At 40.3% G+C, this 20458-nt stretch carries 14 protein-coding genes; 8 read left to right on the top strand and 6 right to left on the bottom strand.

Going from position 1 to position 20458, the window contains the following annotated elements:
• Positions 1–9: 9 nt before the first annotated feature.
• From ACESQI_RS07895 to rfbB, 7 genes are all read left to right on the top strand, one after another.
• Positions 10–1566: a RagB/SusD family nutrient uptake outer membrane protein gene (locus ACESQI_RS07895; protein ID WP_122201838.1), complete on the top strand. Its 1557-nt coding sequence runs from the start codon at positions 10–12 to the stop codon at positions 1564–1566.
• A 12-nt stretch (positions 1567–1578) separates the two neighbouring features.
• Complete coding sequence (locus ACESQI_RS07890) at positions 1579–3396, top strand: fasciclin domain-containing protein (protein ID WP_002562471.1); 1818 nt, start codon at positions 1579–1581, stop codon at positions 3394–3396.
• A 35-nt stretch (positions 3397–3431) separates the two neighbouring features.
• Complete coding sequence (locus ACESQI_RS07885) at positions 3432–4991, top strand: fasciclin domain-containing protein (RefSeq protein ID WP_234130288.1); 1560 nt, start codon at positions 3432–3434, stop codon at positions 4989–4991.
• Between the two features lie 42 nt (positions 4992–5033).
• Positions 5034–8195, top strand: a complete 3162-nt coding sequence (locus ACESQI_RS07880) for a SusC/RagA family TonB-linked outer membrane protein (protein WP_195660250.1) — start codon at positions 5034–5036, stop codon at positions 8193–8195.
• Positions 8196–8227: 32 nt separating this feature from the next.
• Complete coding sequence (locus ACESQI_RS07875; RefSeq protein ID WP_373125694.1) at positions 8228–9934, top strand: RagB/SusD family nutrient uptake outer membrane protein; 1707 nt, start codon at positions 8228–8230, stop codon at positions 9932–9934.
• A gap of 223 nt (positions 9935–10157) precedes the next feature.
• Positions 10158–11024 (top strand): glucose-1-phosphate thymidylyltransferase RfbA, encoded by an 867-nt coding sequence (rfbA, locus tag ACESQI_RS07870; RefSeq protein ID WP_002562467.1) that lies wholly within the window; start codon positions 10158–10160, stop codon positions 11022–11024.
• Between the two features lie 21 nt (positions 11025–11045).
• Complete coding sequence (rfbB, locus tag ACESQI_RS07865) at positions 11046–12179, top strand: dTDP-glucose 4,6-dehydratase (protein ID WP_002562466.1); 1134 nt, start codon at positions 11046–11048, stop codon at positions 12177–12179.
• Between the two features lie 61 nt (positions 12180–12240).
• Here rfbB and ACESQI_RS07860 read toward each other — a convergent pair whose 3' ends face one another.
• The gene (locus ACESQI_RS07860) at positions 12241–13131 is read right to left on the bottom strand and encodes a 1,4-dihydroxy-2-naphthoate polyprenyltransferase (protein ID WP_234130290.1); all 891 of its coding nucleotides are present in this window, start codon (positions 13129–13131) and stop codon (positions 12241–12243) included.
• A 121-nt stretch (positions 13132–13252) separates the two neighbouring features.
• Here ACESQI_RS07860 and ACESQI_RS07855 point away from each other — a divergent pair, with 121 nt between their 5' ends.
• Positions 13253–14299, top strand: a complete 1047-nt coding sequence (locus tag ACESQI_RS07855) for a metallophosphoesterase (protein ID WP_373125692.1) — start codon at positions 13253–13255, stop codon at positions 14297–14299.
• Positions 14300–14490: 191 nt separating this feature from the next.
• Here ACESQI_RS07855 and nadD read toward each other — a convergent pair whose 3' ends face one another.
• The 5 genes from nadD to ACESQI_RS07830 all read right to left on the bottom strand — a co-directional run bounded on the left by nadD (position 14491) and on the right by ACESQI_RS07830 (position 20406).
• Positions 14491–15063 (bottom strand): nicotinate (nicotinamide) nucleotide adenylyltransferase, encoded by a 573-nt coding sequence (gene nadD / locus ACESQI_RS07850; RefSeq protein WP_025866733.1) that lies wholly within the window; start codon positions 15061–15063, stop codon positions 14491–14493.
• A complete protein-coding gene (gmk, locus tag ACESQI_RS07845; protein WP_007487037.1) occupies positions 15060–15626 on the bottom strand; it encodes a guanylate kinase in 567 nt (188 codons plus the stop codon). The genes nadD and gmk overlap by 4 nt, the downstream gene beginning before the upstream one ends.
• 54 nt (positions 15627–15680) lie before the next feature.
• Positions 15681–16559 carry a YicC/YloC family endoribonuclease gene (locus tag ACESQI_RS07840; protein ID WP_007487038.1) on the bottom strand — a complete coding sequence of 293 codons (879 nt, stop codon included), beginning with the start codon at positions 16557–16559 and terminating at the stop codon, positions 15681–15683.
• A 122-nt stretch (positions 16560–16681) separates the two neighbouring features.
• Entirely contained in the window at positions 16682–18280 is a 1599-nt protein-coding gene (locus tag ACESQI_RS07835) for a histidine kinase (protein ID WP_373125689.1), read from the bottom strand.
• The gene (locus ACESQI_RS07830; protein ID WP_373125687.1) at positions 18277–20406 is read right to left on the bottom strand and encodes a sensor histidine kinase; all 2130 of its coding nucleotides are present in this window, start codon (positions 20404–20406) and stop codon (positions 18277–18279) included. Before ACESQI_RS07830 ends, ACESQI_RS07835 begins: the two co-directional genes overlap by 4 nt.
• Positions 20407–20458: the final 52 nt, after the last annotated feature.

Genomic DNA, 20458 nt, shown 5'->3' with positions numbered 1-20458 from the left:
TAGACAAAAATGAAAACAAAGAAATATATATTGCGTATAGTTATGATGGCTTTATTGGGAGGAACATTCGCATCCTGTGAAAGCTGGTTTGATATACGTCCCAAGTCGGAGACTGTTTTTGAAGATTTCTGGAAAGATGAAAACGATGTGCTTAGCATGGTGGGTTCATGTTATCGTGGAATGAATGAAACTGGATTTATAGAGCGTGCCATCGTTTGGGGTGAATTGCGTTCGGACAACGTAAAAGCCGGAACAGGTAAATCCGATCCGATCAGGGATATTCTGAATATTAATTTGAATTCTTCCAATTCATACACTTATTGGGGAGAATATTATAGTGTAATTAATTTTTGTAACACAGTGATTAAGTTTGCTCCGGAGGTACAGGCGAAAGATCCGAACTTTAAACGTGAGAATCTGGATGTTTATATTGCTGAAGCAAAAGGAGTGCGGGCATTATGCTACTTTATGCTGTTACGTACTTTCAGAGATATTCCGTTGATCACTGAACCGTATGCGGATGACAGTTTACCTTTTGAAGTGGAACAGGAGAATCCTGATAATTTATTGAATTTCCTGATCGATGATTTGAAGAGTGTAGAGAATCAGGCTGCGGACGAGAAGACGTGGAGTAATCTGCTTTATACAAAAGGACGTATAACAAAGAATGCCATACGTGCTCTTATAGCCGATATGTATCTTTGGAAGAACGATTACAATAACTGCATTATTTATTGTGATAAGGTGTTGGCCAATCTCGGACAGCTTCAGTTGGAAAGCTCACGGGTGTATAATGAATCTGTTTACTATTTGGGAAATTCAAAAGAGAGCATTTTTGAGTTACAGTTCAGTCTGAAGAATTATCCAAATTATGCGATGAATGAAATGTATGGAATGTTTGGAGGGCGTGCGGGACAGGATATGCATAAATTGTCGCCATACAACTTTGAATCAATGAGTCCTTCGCTTTTTGAACCCACTGACTTGAGAGGGAAAGATGCTTTTTTTAGTACCGCAGGCTCTTCTTTTATAGCCAAGTATATGGCTTTGAGGGTAGAAACTTCTTCGAGTACAGTCAGAGAAGGTGACTATGTCTTCAATGCGGAGGCTCCTAACTGGATATTTTATCGTTTGGCGGATATTTATTTGATGAAAGCGGAAGCTTTGGTAGAGATAGGAACCGATCTGCAGGGAGCTCTCGATTTGGTCTCTAAGACATTCGATCGTGCCAATCCGGATTTGGGAAGTGGTTCATTGTCGATTTCTAATTATAACACGCAGAGTGCCATGAGGAACTTAGTTTTTGATGAGCGTCAAAGAGAATTCTTGTTTGAAGGTAAACGTTATTTTGATTTATTGCGTAGAATCCGTAGGGAAGATGGGAAGCCTGCCAATGTGGTGAATGCTTATCTGCTTAAGAAATATAGTAAACTGGATAATACGACTACAAAGAGTAAACTGAGTGAATTAAATGCTTTGTATATGCCGATTAATGTGGATGAGCTGAGAGCAAACACTGCATTAAAACAAAATCCGTTTTATGTAACATCATCAAATATCGAATAAAAATCAAGCGTTATGAAGAAAATAAAATATTCAATATCGGTTCTTATTCTCTTGCTATTTGCAACTATATTGGTGCCCTCCTGTGTGGACGACAATGTAGAAGGGGATGCATTCTATACGTTTACGGGAGAAACAGTTGCTTCCTATTGTAGCAACCGAACTAATTTTACCGTTTTCAATCAGCTTATTAATGATTCCGGAACCTCTTCTTTATTGTCCAGTTACGGACATTTCACTTGTTTCATGCCTACGGATTCTGCTTTTCAGGAATATTTCAAGGCAAAAGAAATTACCTATAATGATTTGACGAAAGAAGATAAGTTGCAGATTGTTTATAATCATGTTATCAAAAGTGAGCTAACCAATTATGCGACAGAAACATTTCAGGAGGGTTCACTTCCGGAACCCAGTATGAGCGATCGTTTTATCAATATATCGTTTGCAGGATTTACGGAGGGGAATCAGACAATTCTGGTTAATCAGGAAGTGCCTATTTTGCGGAAAGATATCGAAGTGCACAACGGAATTATTCATGTGATAGGAAATATTGTAGACCCGTCTAATGCCTATTTGACTGGACTTATGCAGGATAAGGACTATTTCAGTCTGTTCTCTCAGGCTCTTGAAAAGACTGGGATGTGTGATTCGATCATGAAAGTATACGATCTCACTTATGAAAAGCCAACAGCGGATTTGGTACTTGGTGGAACTACATTTAAGTATCCGGAAATGAAAAAATATGGGTATACCATATTCGCTGAAACAAATGAGGCTTTCAAAAAGGCAGGCATAGAAACTGTAGAAGAAATGGCTGAGTATGCTACTCGTTATTATGGGAATGAGGATGCCAATGATTATACAAGTAGAAAAAATGCTTTGAATAAATTTGTATCCTATCATATGCTGGAAAGACAGATGTCTACAAATGATTTTCTGTATTCGGGGGCAGCAACGTCTCCGGGTGCTGAAAATGAGAGATTTGAATATTATGAGACGATGCTTCAATACCGGATGATTGAAATAAAATCGGGGAATAGGCTGAACACACAAAAGGATGGTACTCATGTTAGTATCAGTGATTTTCAGAGCAATCTGAATGGATTGAACGGATATGTTCATGCGTTGAATGAGATTCTGGTGTACGATAAAGACATTATGGAGAATGATGTGTTAAATAAACGTATTCGTTTTGACTGTTATTCCATTCCTCCTCAGTTGACAAATAATAACATACGTTGGAAGATGATAGATAATTCTCATACCTTCACGGCTGATTATTGCGGGGATTATTTTCATTTCACCAATGATACCAAACTAAAACTTTGGGCAAGTGAAGGATGGACCAATTATCAGGCGGACGAAATGGTTATGTCCGGGTGGTACGACTTCACGTTAAGGATGCATCCGGTTCCTCCCGGAACTTACGAAATCAGATTGGGATATCGTGCAGAGACATGGCGTGGAGTAGCACAATTATTTATTGATGATGAAATTGTGGGTATTCCGGTCGACCTGAGAATTGTTGGTACTGATCCTCGTGTAGGTTGGGTAGATGATGACAAAACAACGGATGAAGGAGTAGAAAATGATAAGATGATGCGAAATCGCGGCTATATGAAAGCGCCGAATTCTATTTATAGTTTGAATGGCCCCAAGACATTGCGTCAGGATAATATGAGTCTTCGTATTATTATCGGTACGTTTACTTTCCAAGATTATGCTCCGCACTATTTCAGAGCGAAGAATGTGGAAGCTGACAATCTTGAATTCCATTTCGATTATCTGGAATACGTACCGGTGAGCTACATTGATAAAGAAGGGAAAGATTGATACTAAAAGAGGAATAAATAAAAAAATATACTTTTATGAAGAATACCATAAAAACAGCGTTTCTATTTGCTGTGCTCTTTGTCTCTTTCATGATGTATTCGTGCAAGGATGAATGGAACGAACATTATGACCGGGATCAAACGCTGCCGGATCAAAACCTTTATGAATTAATAAAAGAAAGCAGTTCATTATCGAAGTTTGCCAAGCTCATCAAAGTGGCAGGATATGATACATTGCTTGTTTCAACTCAGACGTTTACTGTTTGGGCGCCCAGCGATGAGGCGATTGCAGCAGTGGATGAATCGGATCTGGAACAGGTACGTCTGTTGGTTAGTAATCATATTGCACGTTTCAATCACTCTACTTCGGAACCGGATTCTAAAGTGATACGTATGATAAACGGTAAGGTGTATTATTACTCTCATCAGGATGGTTTGACTTTTGGTGGAAGTAGCTTGATATCGAAAGACCGGCTTGCCAAAAATGGCATCTTGCATACAGTAGACAAGCAGATTGTATATGCTCATAATCTCTCTGAATACATTACGGCTCAAAGTAATACGACTAAAATAGCCTCGTTTATTTCGAGATATCTCAAGGAGATACAGGAAGAACAGGGGTATGATACGATCACGACTTGGTATAATCCTTTGCTGGAGGATAAACTGTATGGTTTAGGTAATATTTCTGCCGAAGATTCTGTCTTTACGATGATTATTCCAACGGATGCTGCCTGGGATGCTGCTTATGAACGGATCTCTCCTTATTTTAATGTTTATAACGCAGATGCTGATTTGGCAGATTCGATTAAGAGAATACAGACTTCACTTGCCATTATCAATGATCTGATTTATAGAGAAAGAATCAATGATCCGGCGGAGTATACGACATTGACATCAACATCGGGAAGTATCATTACAGATGTTAACAATCTTTTCAAAGGAACCAGCCGGGTGAATGCTTCTAACGGTGTGATTTATTTGGCAGATGAAATCAGGTATGATAATACTGAAACGTGGAATAAGCCCATATCAGTGGAATGTGAAGAACAGGAAGGACGTGTAACTGGAAGTTATACCAGCATTTATACTCGTACGGTAGGGACGAATAGTGGGATAGGAGAAATTAGTGGTAACCGTTATATTGAGGTACAGCCAACTAATACTTCTGCACAGCCTTATGTTATATTTGATATTCCGGACGTACTTTCCGGTAAGTATGATATCTATGCCGATTTTATACCGGCTGTTATTGACGGAGAGTCTTTTGCCAATGACAGTACCAAGCTTTCTTTCCGCATTACGTATATGAATGCCCAGGGTAAACTGACACCCAAAACGATTAAATCTGATGAATTTGTGACCAGTGGAACCAAAAAAACAAGAATTAAGGTAGCCAGTGAATTTGAATTCCCAGTCTCGAATTATTATGATCGTTTGTGGATGCTTGATGAGGAAAATAGTTTGCTTCCGAAAGATGTGACGACGAATTTCAGAATAGATACAAATGTGTCAAAAACTGAACTCAGTGCTAATGTTTTCACTCGAAAATTCCGTGTTGACAGGATTGTTTTTGAACCCATTCGTAATAAATAGGAGCAGTGATCAATGAAAAAGATATATTTAAATATGAGATTTATGCTTAAACCGATAGGTCTATGCTTGCTTATGACAATAGGTGGCGGTGCTGTGATGGCTCAGAAAGCTGACTCCACAGCGGTTGCCCAGGTAAAGGTTGAACAATATAAACATATTGTGAGAGGACAGGTGGTAAGTTCATCTACGAAACAGAATTTTGCCGGAGCCAGAATCAGTGTGGTAGATACGAGAATCACGACAATGACCTCCGATGACGGAATGTTTGAACTCAAAGTGCCTCATACGAATGTGACATTGGCTGTTGATGCTCCCGGCTATCTGCCTCAGATCATTTCAGTGAAAGGACGTAGTAACGTTAATATACAGTTGTTGGAAGACACAGAGGCAAGCAGTTTTTATGATAAAACGGTTTTATCGGCCAATAAGGCGAGCGTGGTAACAAAGGTTACACCGTCGATTGCAAGTATTGACCAGGATTTTTCAACTCGTCTGAGTGGAGAACTGCGTTCTGTATCACATTCCGGAGCAACGGGAAATGGGGCGGCTGTTTTTATTCGTGGATTGAATTCTCTGAATATGAAGGCTCAGCCTTTGTATATCGTTGATGGGGCGATATGGCAGATGCAGGAAGGAATGGCTTCCATTCATGCCGGATTCTTTAATAATCCGCTTGCATTGATTGATCCCAACGATGTGGAAGATATTACAGTGTTGAAAGATGGAACGTCTATCTATGGCAGTAAAGGTGGTAACGGTGTAGTGATTATTAATACAAAGCGTAGTAAGAGTATGGCTACTGATATCTCCGCCTTTATGTCTTTGGGGTATCAGTCTCCTTACAAGACGATTCCCGTGATGGGAGCGGCAGATTACCGGTTGTATGCATCCGATGTATTAAGCGATGTGTATGATAACAGTTCGCTGGTTAATAATTTGCATTTTCTGGATGATGATCAAACGAAGTCTTACTATAAAGCGAGCCATAATAACACGGATTGGCTGAAGCTGATAAATAAGGGAGCAATGAGCCAGAACTATGGTATCAGTGTGAAAGGTGGAGATGCAATTGCATTGTATGCTTTCTCTGTAGGATATAATAAGAGTGAAGGGAATATTGAAAATACAGATTTTAACCGTTTGAACGTACGTTTTAATTCGGATATTCATCTGACTGATAAATTGAAGTTTCTTTTCGACATTGCTTTCGCGCAGTCTGAAAATAATATGCGTAACGATGGTATTGATGAGATTGCTTCACCGTCTTACCTGTCACTGATCAAGTCGCCGGTGTATAGTCCTTATCAATTTAACCGTGATGGCTCACAAAGCACAAAATTGAGTAGTGTAGATGAGTTGGGTGTTGGTAACCCGATCTCTTTGGTCGATTTAAGTGTAGGGCTTTCTAAGAAGTATCGTTTTAATATCAATGCTCTTCCGTCTTATTCTTTTACGGATAAACTGAAGGTAGGATTGATGTTCAGTTATACGTGGGATAAACTGAACGAAGAGTATTTCAAGCCGTCGGAAGGTTTGGCTGAACAGCCATTGGTGAATGAGAACGGAGAAATATATGCCTACTCGCGCAATATGGTTAAAAACTCCATGGCAAAGCAGACTTCGATTCATTGGAACGCCTTTGTTGATTGGTCTCCGATACGTAACAGTGTTCATAATTTGGATTTGACCGGTGGGTATCGCTTCTTTTCTGATAATTTGGAGTCAAACTACGGTGAAGGGCATAATACCAGTTCAGATCGTATGAACAGCTTGTCGAATACAACTTCCAGCTTGCGTAGTACTTCTGGTACTACAGAGAATTGGCGATCTATGTCTTGGTACTTTAATGCGGATTATAAATATCAGAACCGTTATTTGCTAAATGTAGTTGCTGCTATGGATGCTTCTTCACGTTTTGGTAAAGAAGCTGAAGGTGCCCTCAAAATGGGTGGGCTTGCATGGGGGATTTTCCCTTCTGTGTCTGCCGGATGGATTGTTTCGTCCGAAGAGTTTATGAAAGACATCCGTTTTCTGGATTTCTTGAAGCTGGATGTTAGCTATGGACTTTCCGGAAATGATGACCTGCAGAATTATGCTACTCGTTCGTACTTCAACTCTATAAACTTTATGGGAAGTGCCAACGGCCTTATTCTTGCTAATTACAAGAATGACAAACTGAAATGGGAAACCACGGGAAAAGCAAAATTCGGTGTGGATCTCAGCATGTTCAATAACCGTTGGTCAGTTAGAGCAGACTTTTTCACTTCTACTACCAAAGACTTGCTGATACGTAAGCAGCTTCCTGAAACATCGAGCCTTGAGTATTCATTGACTAACGATGGTAAATTGAAGAATAAGGGATTTGAGATTGCAACGAACATACGTATACTTAATCTGAGAAGTTGGCAACTTGACTTCGGTGCGATGTTGGGACATTATAAGAATAAAATAGTTTCACTGGCAGGTGGTTCATACACCACAGATTTTCAGGGAGCTCGGATTCTTACTGCCGAGAATAGTCCTGCGGGAGTATTCTACGGATACAAGACTAAAGGTGTTTTCAGTACCAGTGAAGAAGCGGCTGCAGCGGGATTAAGTCTTCGTTCCGAATCGGGAGAGCTTATTCCATTTAGTGCCGGTGATATGCGTTTTGAGGAGGTAGTGGAAGATCATATCATCAATGAGAAAGATCTGCAGGTGATTGGTGATCCTAATCCGGACTTATACGGAAACTTCAATTTCAATCTGCGGTATAAGAATCTGACTCTTGAAACGCTGTTTACCTACTCTTATGGCAATGACGCTTATAACGGACTTCGGGCTAATTTGGAGTCTGGTAGTAATATCTATAATCAGGCAACAAGTATGCAAAACCGTTGGGTAGCCAATGGTCAGAAGACCGATATTCCTCGTGCTGTATACAAGGACCCTATGGGTAACTCACGTTTCTCGGATCGTTGGATTGAGGATGCCTCTTTCTTGAAATTCAAGACCTTATCTGTTTCTTACAAAGTACCACTGAATTTGTCTTATCTTCAGGAAATTACAGTGTGGGGAACCGTCAATAACCTGTTTACTCTCACAAAATATAAAGGTGCGGATCCTGAATTCTCTTATGGTAATTCGGTATTGTATCAAGGTATAGATGCAGGTCTTACACCCCAATCCCGCTCTTTCCTGATAGGAGTTAGAGTTAATTTATAATAACCTTTAGTCTGTAAAAAAACATAAGAGATATGAAAACTAAAATCAAACATAAAGGAGTATTGCTCACTTTGATCACAGTATTATTCTTTTTGGGGAGTTGTGAGGATATGTTGAATACGGATTCTTCAAGGGTTGCCTTTGAAGATGATAATCAGCTCAAGTCGCCCAACGATTCAATTTATTCTGTGATAGGTATACTCTCACAGCTTCAAAAGGTGGGAGAACCCTATGTGTTACTTGGTGAGTTGCGTGGTGATTTGATGACTGTGTCTGATAATGCGTCTTTTTCTTTGAAAGAGATTAATAACTTCGATATTACTTCGGAGAATACCTATTTGAATAAGCGGAATTATTATACGATCATCAATAATTGTAATTATGCGATTGCCCGGATGGATACTGCAATCACCATTCGTAATGAGAAAGTGATGTTGCCTGAGTTTGCGGCGATAAAAGCGATACGGGCATGGACCTATTTTCAGTTGGCTCAGATTTATGGAAAGGTAAGTTACATTACTGAGCCTATTTTAGATTATGATACGGCTTTAAAAGAATATCCGGTGATCGGGATGGACGATCTGGTATCAAAGTTGATTACCGATTTGCTTCCTTATATCGATGTACGTAGTCTGAATTATGGCTCTATTGACGGTTTGTACTCACCATTATTCTTTATTCCTATTCCGATGTTACTGGGAGATTTATATCTCTATCAGAATCAGTATAATGAAGCTGCTGGTATGTATTATAAATTGATGGTTAATAGAAACTATTCTATCTCATCAAGCTATATTAGTTATTGGAATTCTCAGGCTCGTGACGGTGCTACCGGTGAACATATCAATTCTTATATTGATGAAGTGATTACTGAAATAGCGTATAGTTCTGTACCGAAAGACTATCACACTGATTTGGTTAACATGTCTTTCAATAATGTAACAAGTCTGCTGCCCACACAAAACTTTATTGACGAAATGTCATTGAAAACACACTTCTTTGCCACCCGTTTGGACGGAACGATTACGGCTTACTTTACAGGCGATTTGCGTGGAAACATAAAACTTCCATCTACCAATGAAGAGTTGGGAGATGCGTTTGAATCGGTGAATGTTGCGGGTGTGGGTCCGAAGATGCTTATTAAGAAGTTTGTGAATGGTGCGCAAGAGGAATTTACAATACCTGTTGAGGATAACAATGGATTGCTGGAGAATGCATATATTCTGAGATCGATTCCTCTTTATCGTCATCCTCACCTTTATTTACGCTTTGCTGAAGCTGTAAACCGTGCCGGAAAACCTACATTTGCCTTTGCGGTGTTGAAATATGGATTGACGGAAGAAACAATTGCTAATCCGGAAAGGGTAAATCCTGCTGAATTGGCTGGTGGAGAATCGTATCTTGATTTCTCGTTTACGTCTTATAATGTAGGTACGGCTTGCCGTGGACGTGGGATGGGTATTTCGAAAGATATGTCTGACTTCGTGATTCCTGATTTCTCACAGAATCCTCCTGCTGTAGCGTTACAGGATTCTATCGATTGGGTTGAGCAAAAAATACTTGAAGAGATGGCTGCGGAAACGGCCTATGAAGGTAACCGTTTCTTTGACTTACTACGTATATCGCATCATAGAACAGATCATCCGGCATTTATGGCTGAAAAGGTTGCTGTAAAATATGGGAATCCGGAAGCTATGAAAAGTAAACTGATGGATATAAATGCATGGTTTTTGAAATAGAAAACGAAGGAAGATGAGATGACCGCTGGATTTTATTATCTATAAATAAAATTCAGCGGTCATTTTTTCATAAGTGTTTATTTCTTGAAGGTGATTACAATTAGGATTCGATCTATTCTATAAATGTAATAAAAAGCAGAATACTGCTTATACTATTGTCTTTTTATTTTGTCATTTCAAAATTCTTTCCGTTCTTTGTCCCCGTAATTACAAAGAACTACTTATGAAAGGGATTATTCTTGCCGGTGGAAGTGCTACGCGCCTCTATCCATTGTCTAAAGCCATATCGAAACAAATCATGCCGGTATATGACAAGCCGATGATTTATTATCCACTCTCTACATTGATGCTGGCGGGTATTCGTGAAGTATTGATAATTTCTACTCCCCGTGATCTGCCAATGTTTCGTGATCTTTTGGGAACGGGTGAAGAACTAGGTATGTCTTTTCAGTATAAGATACAAGAGCAGCCTAATGGGTTGGCACAGGCATTTGTACTGGGTGCTGATTTTCTGAATGGAGAACCGGGATGTTTGATACTTGGAGATAACATGTTTTATGGACAAGGATTCTCGGCTATGCTTCGTCGGGCGGCTATGATAGAGAAGGGGGCTTGTGTTTTTGGTTATTATGTGAAAGATCCCCGTGCGTATGGAGTAGTCGAGTTTGATGAATCCGGAAAGGTCATTTCTCTTGAAGAGAAGCCGGTTGTTCCAAAAAGTAATTATGCTGTTCCCGGTCTATATTTTTATGATGCTACTGTTACTGAAAAGGCTGCATCGCTTCAACCTTCTGCCCGGGGGGAATATGAAATTACTGATTTGAATAAGCTTTATCTCGAGGAAGGTACGTTGCAGGTTGAGCTTTTTGGCCGTGGTTTTGCCTGGTTGGATACAGGAAATTGTGATAGTTTGCTTGAAGCCTCTAATTTTGTAGCTACTATTCAGAACCGACAGGGATTTTATGTCAGTTGTATTGAAGAGATAGCTTGGCGTAACGGTTGGATCACAACAGCGCAACTTCGTGTACTGGGTGAAGGACTGCAAAAGACAGAGTATGGTAAATATCTTTTGGAACTGGCTGAACAATAAAATCAACATAACAGAAATAATATGAAAACTTATCTTGTAACCGGTGCTGCCGGATTTATTGGCGCTAATTATCTGAAGTACATTCTGGCCAAGCATGATGACATTCGTGTAGTGGTGCTTGATGCACTGACTTATGCCGGAAACCTTGGTACCATTGCAAAAGACATCGACAATGAACGTTGCTTTTTTGTGAAAGGAGATATCTGTGATCGTGATTTGGCTGATCGGCTTTTTGCTGAATATAAGTTCGACTATGTTGTGAACTTCGCTGCTGAAAGTCACGTTGACCGTAGTATTGAGAACCCTCAGTTATTCCTTATTACTAATATTTTGGGTACGCAGAACTTGCTTGATGCTGCCCGTCGTGCCTGGGTGACAGGAAAAGATGAGAACGGATATCCAACCTGGCGTAAAGGGGTACGTTATCACCAGGTATCTACTGACGAGGTGTATGGCTCGTTAGGGGCTGAAGGATATTTTCATGAAACAACTCCGCTTTGCCCGCATAGTCCGTACAGTGCTTCAAAAACAAGTGCGGATATGGTGGTAATGGCTTACCATGATACGTATAAAATGCCGGTTACTATCACTCGTTGTTCTAATAACTATGGTCCGTATCATTTCCCGGAAAAACTGATTCCGTTGATTATCAAGAATATTCTTGAAGGAAAGAAACTTCCTGTATATGGTGACGGTAGTAATGTACGCGATTGGCTGTACGTAGAAGACCATTGTAAAGCTATTGATCTGGTAGTGCGTCAGGGAGTAGAAGGCGAAGTGTACAATGTGGGTGGACATAACGAAAAGACCAACCTCGAAATTGTTAAATTGACCATTGCTACTATACATCGTCTGATGACTGAGCATCCGGAATATCGTAAGGTACTGAAAAAGCAGGAAAAGAATGCTAATGGTGAAATAACTATCGATTGGATGAACGAGAGTCTGATTACTTTCGTGAAAGATCGTTTGGGACATGACCAACGTTATGCTATTGATCCTACAAAGATTACCGATGCGTTAGGCTGGTATCCTGAAACAAAGTTTGAAGTGGGTATTGTGAAAACTATTGAGTGGTATCTGAACAATCAGGAATGGGTGGAAGAAGTAACCAGTGGCGATTATCAGAAATACTACGAAAGGATGTATAAATAGTGATTAATGATTAGTGATAAGTGATTAGTGGCTGCGCTATTATGCCGCATGGTACTTATCACTATATCACTAGTGACAGTGATAGAAGTATCCCCATAAGCAGCATATTGCGCGAAGTTTCGCCCAGTATGCTGTTTAGCTTTTTACCACTATGTATCTTTACCATTTTGCGCCAGGTGACGATGTGCAGTGTAAGATAAATAACTGCTGTTATGATGGCTGGAATGAGTGTCTCCGACAATAGCCACAGGCTCAATATTGCAGCAATAATTCCCAATATCAGATACAGATATCTGCCGAAGGGTTCTCCGAAACGGACTACTACCGTTCTCTTTCCGCTTTGTGCATCTGCTTCCCTGTCACGGTAGTTATTTACTACCAATAGAGTATCTACGATCAATCCGCAAATGAATGAAGCTATTGTTACATTCGGAGTCCATGTGAGTGCCTGTACGTAATAGGTGCCTCCTACCGGAACAAATCCGAAAAACAGGAGTACTAATGCATCTCCCCAACCGTTGTACGAAAGGGGATAAGGCCCTGTGGTATAGAAGAAAGCGAACATTACACATAGTATCCCCACGAGTATCAACTGCCAGCCTGCATAAAACAGTAGTATACATCCGATAAGACATGCTATGACTACGGTAAATAATATTCCCCATTTCATGGCACCGGGAGAAATCCAGCCTTGTGCACAAGCTCGTTCCGGTCCCAGGCGGTCTTCCCGGTCTGTACCTTTCAGGAAGTCGAATAAGTCATTGATAAAATTGGCTGCAATCTGCATCAACCCGGCGAAAAGAAAACAGACCAGTGCAGGCAGCCAGTGAAATTGTCCGTCGGCATAAGCTAAAGCAGTACCTACCAGAACAGGTGTAGCTGCTCCTGCCAGTGTTTTGGGGCGTGCAGCAAGTATCCATGCACGCAAAGAATTTTGTTTTATCTCTTCCATGCTGCAAAGATACTTCAAAAATCTGTATCTTTGCTTCTCGAAAAATAATTTGCTGTTGGTCTTCATGATATCTCTCTGGCAACAAATTAGCATATTGCTTGTTTACTTATTATTTTGACATATGAAGAAGCTAATATACCTCCTGTTTCTCTTTTCTTTTCTCTTTTCTTCCTGTAAATCGAAGAAAAATCTGGTAGTATCTCCGTCCTATCCTATACTGAATGCAGATTCTCTATATTCTGATACTTCCACTCTGTCCTCTACACTCTTTGCTCCGGATTATTCGACACTAAAGAATCCGGAACGTAGCAAGAAGCGTCAGAAACAGTCTAAACCTGTTGTGGCTCGTCCTTCTGTTCCGGCAGGAACGGCTCCCGGTACATTAATTACGTATTCTGAAGTAAGTGTTTCCTCCACTTATAAAGGAGTAGACCGAGTGGTAAAGTATGACTTTACCCATCGGGATGTGCCCGAAGCTTTTGATGGTTTCCGCATTGCTTTTATCTCCGATTTTCATTATAAGAGCCTTTTTAAAGAAAAGGAACTGGCTGGTCTCGTTCGCTTGTTGATAGCCGAACAGGCCGATGTACTGTTGATGGGAGGGGACTATCAGGAAGGCTGTGAATATGTACCCGAATTGTTTGCTGCTTTGTCTCAGGTGAAAACTCCGATGGGAACGTATGGCGTGATGGGCAACAATGATTACGAGCGTTGCCATGACGACATTGTTCGTGAAATGCAACGCCATGGTATGCGTGTTCTTGAACACCGGGTGGACACTTTAAAGCGCGATGGGCAACAGATACTTATTGCCGGTGTGCGCAACCCTTTTGATTTGAAGCAGAATGGTAAATCGCCTACGCTTGATCTTTCTCCTGAAGACTTTGTTATTTTGCTTGTTCATACTCCTGATTACGTCGAAGATGTTTCCGTTGCAAATACTGATCTTGCTCTTGCCGGACATACTCATGGTGGACAAGTGCGTATCTTTGGTTATGCTCCTATTATCCCTTCTCACTATGGAAGCCGTTTTCTTACGGGATTGAAGTATAATACGGCTAATATACCAATGATTGTTACCAATGGGCTGGGTACTTCTAACAGGAATATACGTATTGGCGCTCCGACAGAAGTGGTGGTTATTACGTTGCATCAACAGAAAGAGTAGTAACATGGATCACACTTCCTTTCGTATCGTATGTTGTAATAGGATGTAGAGGAAGTCGTAACCCAACGATGTACGAGATGCACATGTCGTGCTGTACGAGATGTGCATCTCGTACTGTTCGACATGCACATCTGGGGATGTACGACATGCACATGTCGTACAACGTTCCTTACTGAGATGCAGGGGTGTCCTTATAATTCGGCACGTAGCAGGCGATAGACAGCCGGATGGAGGAAGTAACGTACATCTTTTCCTTCGGTCAGAGCACGACGGATAAATGTGGAGCTTATTTCGAAAGTAGGAGAGTCGACGATACGGACTGTTCCGGGTAATTCGTCTTTGTTTACGGGATATCCGGGACGTGGATAAATGAGTATTTGGTTTTCTGCAATAATTCGTTCTGGTTCGCGCCAACGGTCGAAGGTCAGCCAGTTATCCGAACCAATAATAAGATGAAATTCCCGTTCCGGATAGCTGCTTTTCAGACAGTCCAGCGTGTGGACTGTATACGAGGGGCGGGGAAGATGAAATTCAAAATCAGAAGCACGGAAATGTGGATAGTCTCCAATGGCAAGCTGTACCAGTCGGAGACGCAATTCGTCGGGCCATAAATCAGCTTGCTCTTTCAATGGATTGTGTGGGCTTACTACAAACCAGACCTCATCTAACCCGCAGAATTCACAAAGATAATTAGCCAGTGCAAGATGTCCAATGTGTATCGGATTGAAAGAGCCACTGAATATTCCGGTTTTCAATTTACTCATAATGTCAGAAACTCTCTGATTACTTTCAGCGCTTCCGCTTTAGCTGTTTCCAGATCATCGTTGATAATCACTTTATCAAATCTGGGGGCAAAGCTCAATTCATATTCGGCTTTAGCTATACGATGTTCTATGACTTCGGGAGCATCTGTGCCCCGGCCCGTTAGACGACGACGAAGCTCGTCTACACTGGGTGGTTGGATAAACAAGGATAAGGCCCGTTCTCCGTAGAATTTCTTTATATTACATCCACCTACCACATCTACATCGAACACTACATTTTGCCCGGCTTCCAATTGCTGTTCCACCTGTGCTTTCAAGGTACCGTAGTAACGATCTTTGTATACTTCTTCATATTCCAGAAATTCATTGTTCGCAATACGCTGGCGGAATTCATCCGGAGAGAGGAAGAAGTACTCTACTCCATGCTTCTCTTCACCACGTGGCGGACGGCTTGTAGCCGAAATAGAGAATGCAAGGTTTAAATCTTGCGTTAGCAGATAGTTTATAATTGTAGATTTACCCGAACCCGAAGGAGCGGAAAAAATAATAAGTTTCCCTTTCATACACAATTTGTGTTAGTAAAACAACGCTTGCCGCACTTCTCCGTGCGGGAAGCACTACATAATGTTGAGTACCTGTTCCTTTATCTGTTCCAGTTCATCTTTCATCTGGACTACAATCTTTTGCATCTCTGCATGATTGGATTTACTACCCAATGTGTTGATTTCACGTCCCATCTCCTGAGCAATAAATCCGAGTTTCTTGCCTTGACCGTTACCACTTTCCATGGTGCTGATAAAGTATTTCAGATGATTGCTGAGGCGTTGTTTTTCTTCATTGACATCGAGTTTTTCTATGTAATAGATAAGCTCCTGTTCCAGACGGTTTTTATCATAATCCACGCTTAGAGTTTTTTCGAGGGCGTCTGTAATACGTTCCTTAATTTTCTCGACACGTTCTTTTTCATATGGAGTAATAGATTCCAGCAGGTGAGAGATGTTTGCTATCTTTTCGCGAAACTTCTTTTCCAGTGCTGCACCTTCCTGTTTGCGGAAATCAACCAAATGTTTTATAGCTTCTTCAATAGCGACGTGCACAGTTTCCCATTCTTCTTCAGTCAGTTCTTGTATTTCTGTTTTTGTCATTACGTCCGGCATACGAAGTAGTGTTTGAAACCAGTCTACAGGAACCGGAATGTTTAGATTGTCTGCAATATCTTTTATTTGTTTATAATATCCTTCTATCAATGCTTGATTGATAGGCGTAGCACTTTCAGCACTCTCCTTTTTCTCTACCCAAAGGCTGAAATCTACCTTACCACGTTCCAGCGTCCGTGAGATTTCATTACGGATTTCCATCTCTTTTTCACGGTATGCCGGAGCAATACGAGCAGATAAATCCATTGCTTTACTGTTGAGCGATTTAATCTCTACATTTATTTTCTTTTCGGTCAGCTCAGCAGTCGCTTTGCCATATCCCGTCATAGATTGTATCATATAATCAATTGTTTTTTGCAAAAGTACAGGAATATTTTAAGATTATTGCTTCAAAACCGAAAAAATATGCCGGTATATCCCTCTGCTATGCCTTTTATTAAGGGGGGATTTTGTTATATGTGTTATTGAGAAGAACTTTCTTTATAAGCAGTTTCCAGCATATTGTCCAATGAGGAGGTTAGTTCTTTGCAATTGTCAGTGATAATATCAGAGTACTGAGCCCGTTTTTCGGAACTTAACGAATCATCTGTTATTTGCTTGGTGAAGGTGTTGATATTATCTAATGGTGTACGTACTTCCCGGCAAATGGATTTAACGAAGACTGATTTCATACGTTCACTTTCCTGTGCTTTTCGGGTATGTCGGATTAATTCTTGCTGAAGCTTTTTAGTACGTTGCAGATTAATATAAAAGTAGATACTGAAGAGGATAGAAATGGTTACTAATCCCGTAGTACAATAAAACGCAATACTGTGGATATTACTGCTGATTGCTGCTTTTTCCAGTTTAAGTTCGGATGCTTCGTCGGTCACTTGCATCTCGCCGATCTGTTGCAATAACTCTTTTCGTACCAATGAATCTGTTACGTGGATAGCTCGTTCGTACACCAGGCAGGCTTCTTCCTGTCGTTTTAGCTCTCTCAGTAATCTTGCCTTTTTCTGATAATGGGTAGTATAATTCACGTTGATTGCTTTTCCACTTTCGATAAGATTTATGACTGAATCACAGAAAGCCAACGCTTGTCCCTTGTTTTCCAAGCTCTCATAATATTGCTGACTGGCCAAGTAGAAATAGAGTTTGTTACGTAAAAGAGCGTCTCCTTTTCCGTCTCTTACAAATTTACAATATTTAGTATAGTATTCATTTGCTTTTACTTTACCTATAAGCTTATGACTAAGCATTAATTGCTGATAGCATATCAGATAAACATTGTCTTTGTAGATATAAGGACGGCGGTTGATAACTTCTTTCTGGGCGAAGTATTCATCCATTCTTTTCAGATATTCTTCTGAGATTCTGATTAATTTATCACTGTCTCCGGTGTTTTTATACGAAAAGCTTAGCATGACGTAAATATTGACTGTGAAGTTCTTACGGGCAGGGAGTGGAAATTCATCTACCAGCCTCCAGGCTTCTTCCCAATATGGTAATGATTCGCTAAAGTCAGAACTCTCTGTCAACGAAATAAATAAGTAGCGTATTACTCCTGTGAGAAAGAGTCGGGAAGCTTTCTGATATCTGTTCTCAGAAGTTTTTTGTGCATTAATCTCTTCCTGGATGCGATCACAAATTTCTGCTCGTTCATCCCGTGAAGTCATTTGCAGGATTCGTGCTTTATGTGTCATTTTATAATATTCCGGTATACCATCTTCGGCAGAATTTTTCATAAGACTTTCTGCTTGGTTGAGAACCATCAACAGAGAATCTCGTTTTTCCGGATTGTTTATCATACCGATTGTGATTGGGCCCAATGATGCAGATAGAGCAAATCTATCATTGACCTGCTGCGCTTCTTTATATAATTCGCGTGCAATAGATATTTCATCAGGATCAGAGTCGGACAAGTCTAATATATTAATTAATAGTGTGACCCGTTGAGGGACATCAATGGTATGTTTCAGTACGTTCTGTAAACTATCTTTCAACGTGTTTTCTGCAGATAAAGCGAACGGTGTACAGAAAAGAAAAAGTAATAATATGTAATACTTCGTAGTGTTCATTCTGTTTGGTTGTTTCCCATAGGGATTGTGAAGATGAATTTACTTCCTTTAGACCAGTTCGGATCTATTTTTATGTTTCCATTCATATGCCGTGCAATAAGACGACATAAGTATAGTCCCAATCCGTTACCAAGAGTAAATGTATTCAGCTTGGTGAAACGCTGGAATACATATTCGTGTTTGTCTGCCGAAATGCCACAGCCGGTATCTGTTACATTAATAATTATTTTTTTATTTTCTTTGTTACAACTACAAGATAAACAAATGCTACCTTCTTGGGTGAACTTATTTGCGTTGTTCAGTAAGGAACGTAATAACAATGAGAGGTATTGTGCGTGGGTGTGGGCTATGCACTCTTTCACAGGAAGATCAAGTAAGTATTGTATGCCTTCTTTCCCTTCTGTCTCTTGCAGGTATTCCATTTCCGTACGGCAAATAGAGGTAACTTCTATATCCTCCAGAGGAAGTGCTTCGGTAAGGCTGTCCAGATTGGCTACTTCTATCAGGCTGTCGAGTAGTGAGGTTAGTATTCGTGTATTCTCTTGTATGATGTTTTGATATTCTTTTTTATCTTCTGTAGGGGTCGATTCGTCAATCAGTATCTCAGAGAAACCGTTTATAGAATTTAAAGGAGTACGTATCTCATGGCAGATAGAGTTAATGAAAGCAGACTTCATCTGTTCGCTTTCTTGTGCCTTGATACTTTGCCGGAAAATTTCCTTTTGAAGTTTACGCGTCTTTTTAAGGCTTTTATAGTAATACATACTGATAGAAACCACTACGATCAAAATACAGATAGTGAAGATAAATTCTACCAGTCGGTTTTGAGCTGTCAGTACCGTTTTTTCCAGTTTGAGTTTATCAATATCATTTTTAAGACGTAATGCTTCAACGCGTTCAACGTATTCTTTCTTGATTAAAGAATCAGAAACCTGCATCGCACGTTCATAAGCGATACAGGCGTCTTCCGGGCGATTGGCACGACGGAAAAGGTAGGCTTTATTTTTGTAGGTTTCCAATATCCGGGTGAATCCGGGGGCATGGTTGGTTTCAATCATGTGGATGAGTGAGTCACAATTAGCAAGGGCTTCATCCACCCGATGCATATTTCCCAGAAAGAGATAAGCAGTCTCAAAAAGATATATTTTGTTCCGGTCCAAAAACTCTTCTTGGGCAGACAGCATATGTTGGCGGAAAAGGTTATAAATCTTGTAAGCTTCTTCGTCACTGATATACATAGCACCGCGTATCAGCTGTGTGTAATATCTCACGTAGGTATTGTCTTTATAGAGAAAAGGACGTGGATACACTTCCTCTGAAAGTTTATAGTAAGCTTTACATTCATCAATTACTTGCCAGGTGATTCTTTTTTGGTTTTCGTAATCTTGTTGCTGATTGTAAGCGCCACTCAGAAGAGAATGGATAGAGCCCCAATAATATCTGCGGACATATTCTCCCGGAAAATCCTGTGCTGTATTCCAAGCTTCTTCCCAAAGTGGAATTTCAGGTACATAGATTTTAGATTTACCCTGGTCGTTGAGTTCCCACAACTGCATCAATCCTTCAAGAAACAAACGTTTCACTTTCTGATATTTGTCTTCAGTAGCTTGCCGGGCTTTGAACTCTTTACGTATCTGCCGGAAGAATTCTGTACGTTCCTGCTTGTCGGTTGTAACACCAATTAATCTATGGTAGATATTCATTTTGAAGAAGGTGGCTGCTCCTTCGGCAGGAGTTCCTTTTTCTATTTCTTCCAGCGTTTTGATGTAATAGTTGTGTAAAGAATCTGATTTTTCTTGCTGATTGGCGTACTTAGTGACCATGTGAGTTACTGCCACAAAGATTGCATAAGGATCTTTCGTCTTTTTACCTTCTTCAAACAATTGCCTTGTGTATTGTGTTTCAATCCCGTTTCCTTCACTTATATCTTTTAGGTTGAGAAGTAAATCGATACGTTTGTGAGGGTTTGTAGTTTGGTTGAGCAATGATTTCAGACTGTCTTCACGGATTACTTGGGCAGACATTAGAGGGATACCGGGTTTGTTTTCTTGGAAAGATTGTGCCAGAGAAACATTAGTCCTCAAGCAGCAGAGAAGGATACATATGATGCAGCGAAGATAGCTCATGTAATGTTTGTTGTTTATTTACGCCTTTTACTTGTATAAAACGGCCTGCTAA

It is taken from the genome of Bacteroides sp. HPS0048 (assembly GCF_964240755.1).
Lineage (GTDB): Bacteria > Bacteroidota > Bacteroidia > Bacteroidales > Bacteroidaceae > Bacteroides > Bacteroides nordii.
Note: the sequence above shows the minus strand (reverse complement) of the source record. Positions and strands in the feature narration are given on the sequence as shown.

What these genes read in the sequence shown, in the direction of transcription:
- ACESQI_RS07830 (WP_373125687.1), bottom strand. Translation starts at nt 20,406, where the DNA reads ATGAGCTATCTTCGCTGCATCATATGTATCCTTCTCTGCTGCTTGAGG.
- ACESQI_RS07880 (WP_195660250.1), top strand. Translation starts at nt 5,034, where the DNA reads ATGCTTAAACCGATAGGTCTATGCTTGCTTATGACAATAGGTGGCGGT.
- ACESQI_RS07885 (WP_234130288.1), top strand. Translation starts at nt 3,432, where the DNA reads ATGAAGAATACCATAAAAACAGCGTTTCTATTTGCTGTGCTCTTTGTC.
- rfbA (WP_002562467.1), top strand. Translation starts at nt 10,158, where the DNA reads ATGAAAGGGATTATTCTTGCCGGTGGAAGTGCTACGCGCCTCTATCCA.
- ACESQI_RS07890 (WP_002562471.1), top strand. Translation starts at nt 1,579, where the DNA reads ATGAAGAAAATAAAATATTCAATATCGGTTCTTATTCTCTTGCTATTT.
- ACESQI_RS07840 (WP_007487038.1), bottom strand. Translation starts at nt 16,559, where the DNA reads ATGATACAATCTATGACGGGATATGGCAAAGCGACTGCTGAGCTGACC.
- ACESQI_RS07875 (WP_373125694.1), top strand. Translation starts at nt 8,228, where the DNA reads ATGAAAACTAAAATCAAACATAAAGGAGTATTGCTCACTTTGATCACA.
- ACESQI_RS07835 (WP_373125689.1), bottom strand. Translation starts at nt 18,280, where the DNA reads ATGAACACTACGAAGTATTACATATTATTACTTTTTCTTTTCTGTACA.
- gmk (WP_007487037.1), bottom strand. Translation starts at nt 15,626, where the DNA reads ATGAAAGGGAAACTTATTATTTTTTCCGCTCCTTCGGGTTCGGGTAAA.
- nadD (WP_025866733.1), bottom strand. Translation starts at nt 15,063, where the DNA reads ATGAGTAAATTGAAAACCGGAATATTCAGTGGCTCTTTCAATCCGATA.
- ACESQI_RS07855 (WP_373125692.1), top strand. Translation starts at nt 13,253, where the DNA reads ATGAAGAAGCTAATATACCTCCTGTTTCTCTTTTCTTTTCTCTTTTCT.
- rfbB (WP_002562466.1), top strand. Translation starts at nt 11,046, where the DNA reads ATGAAAACTTATCTTGTAACCGGTGCTGCCGGATTTATTGGCGCTAAT.
- ACESQI_RS07860 (WP_234130290.1), bottom strand. Translation starts at nt 13,131, where the DNA reads ATGGAAGAGATAAAACAAAATTCTTTGCGTGCATGGATACTTGCTGCA.
- ACESQI_RS07895 (WP_122201838.1), top strand. Translation starts at nt 10, where the DNA reads ATGAAAACAAAGAAATATATATTGCGTATAGTTATGATGGCTTTATTG.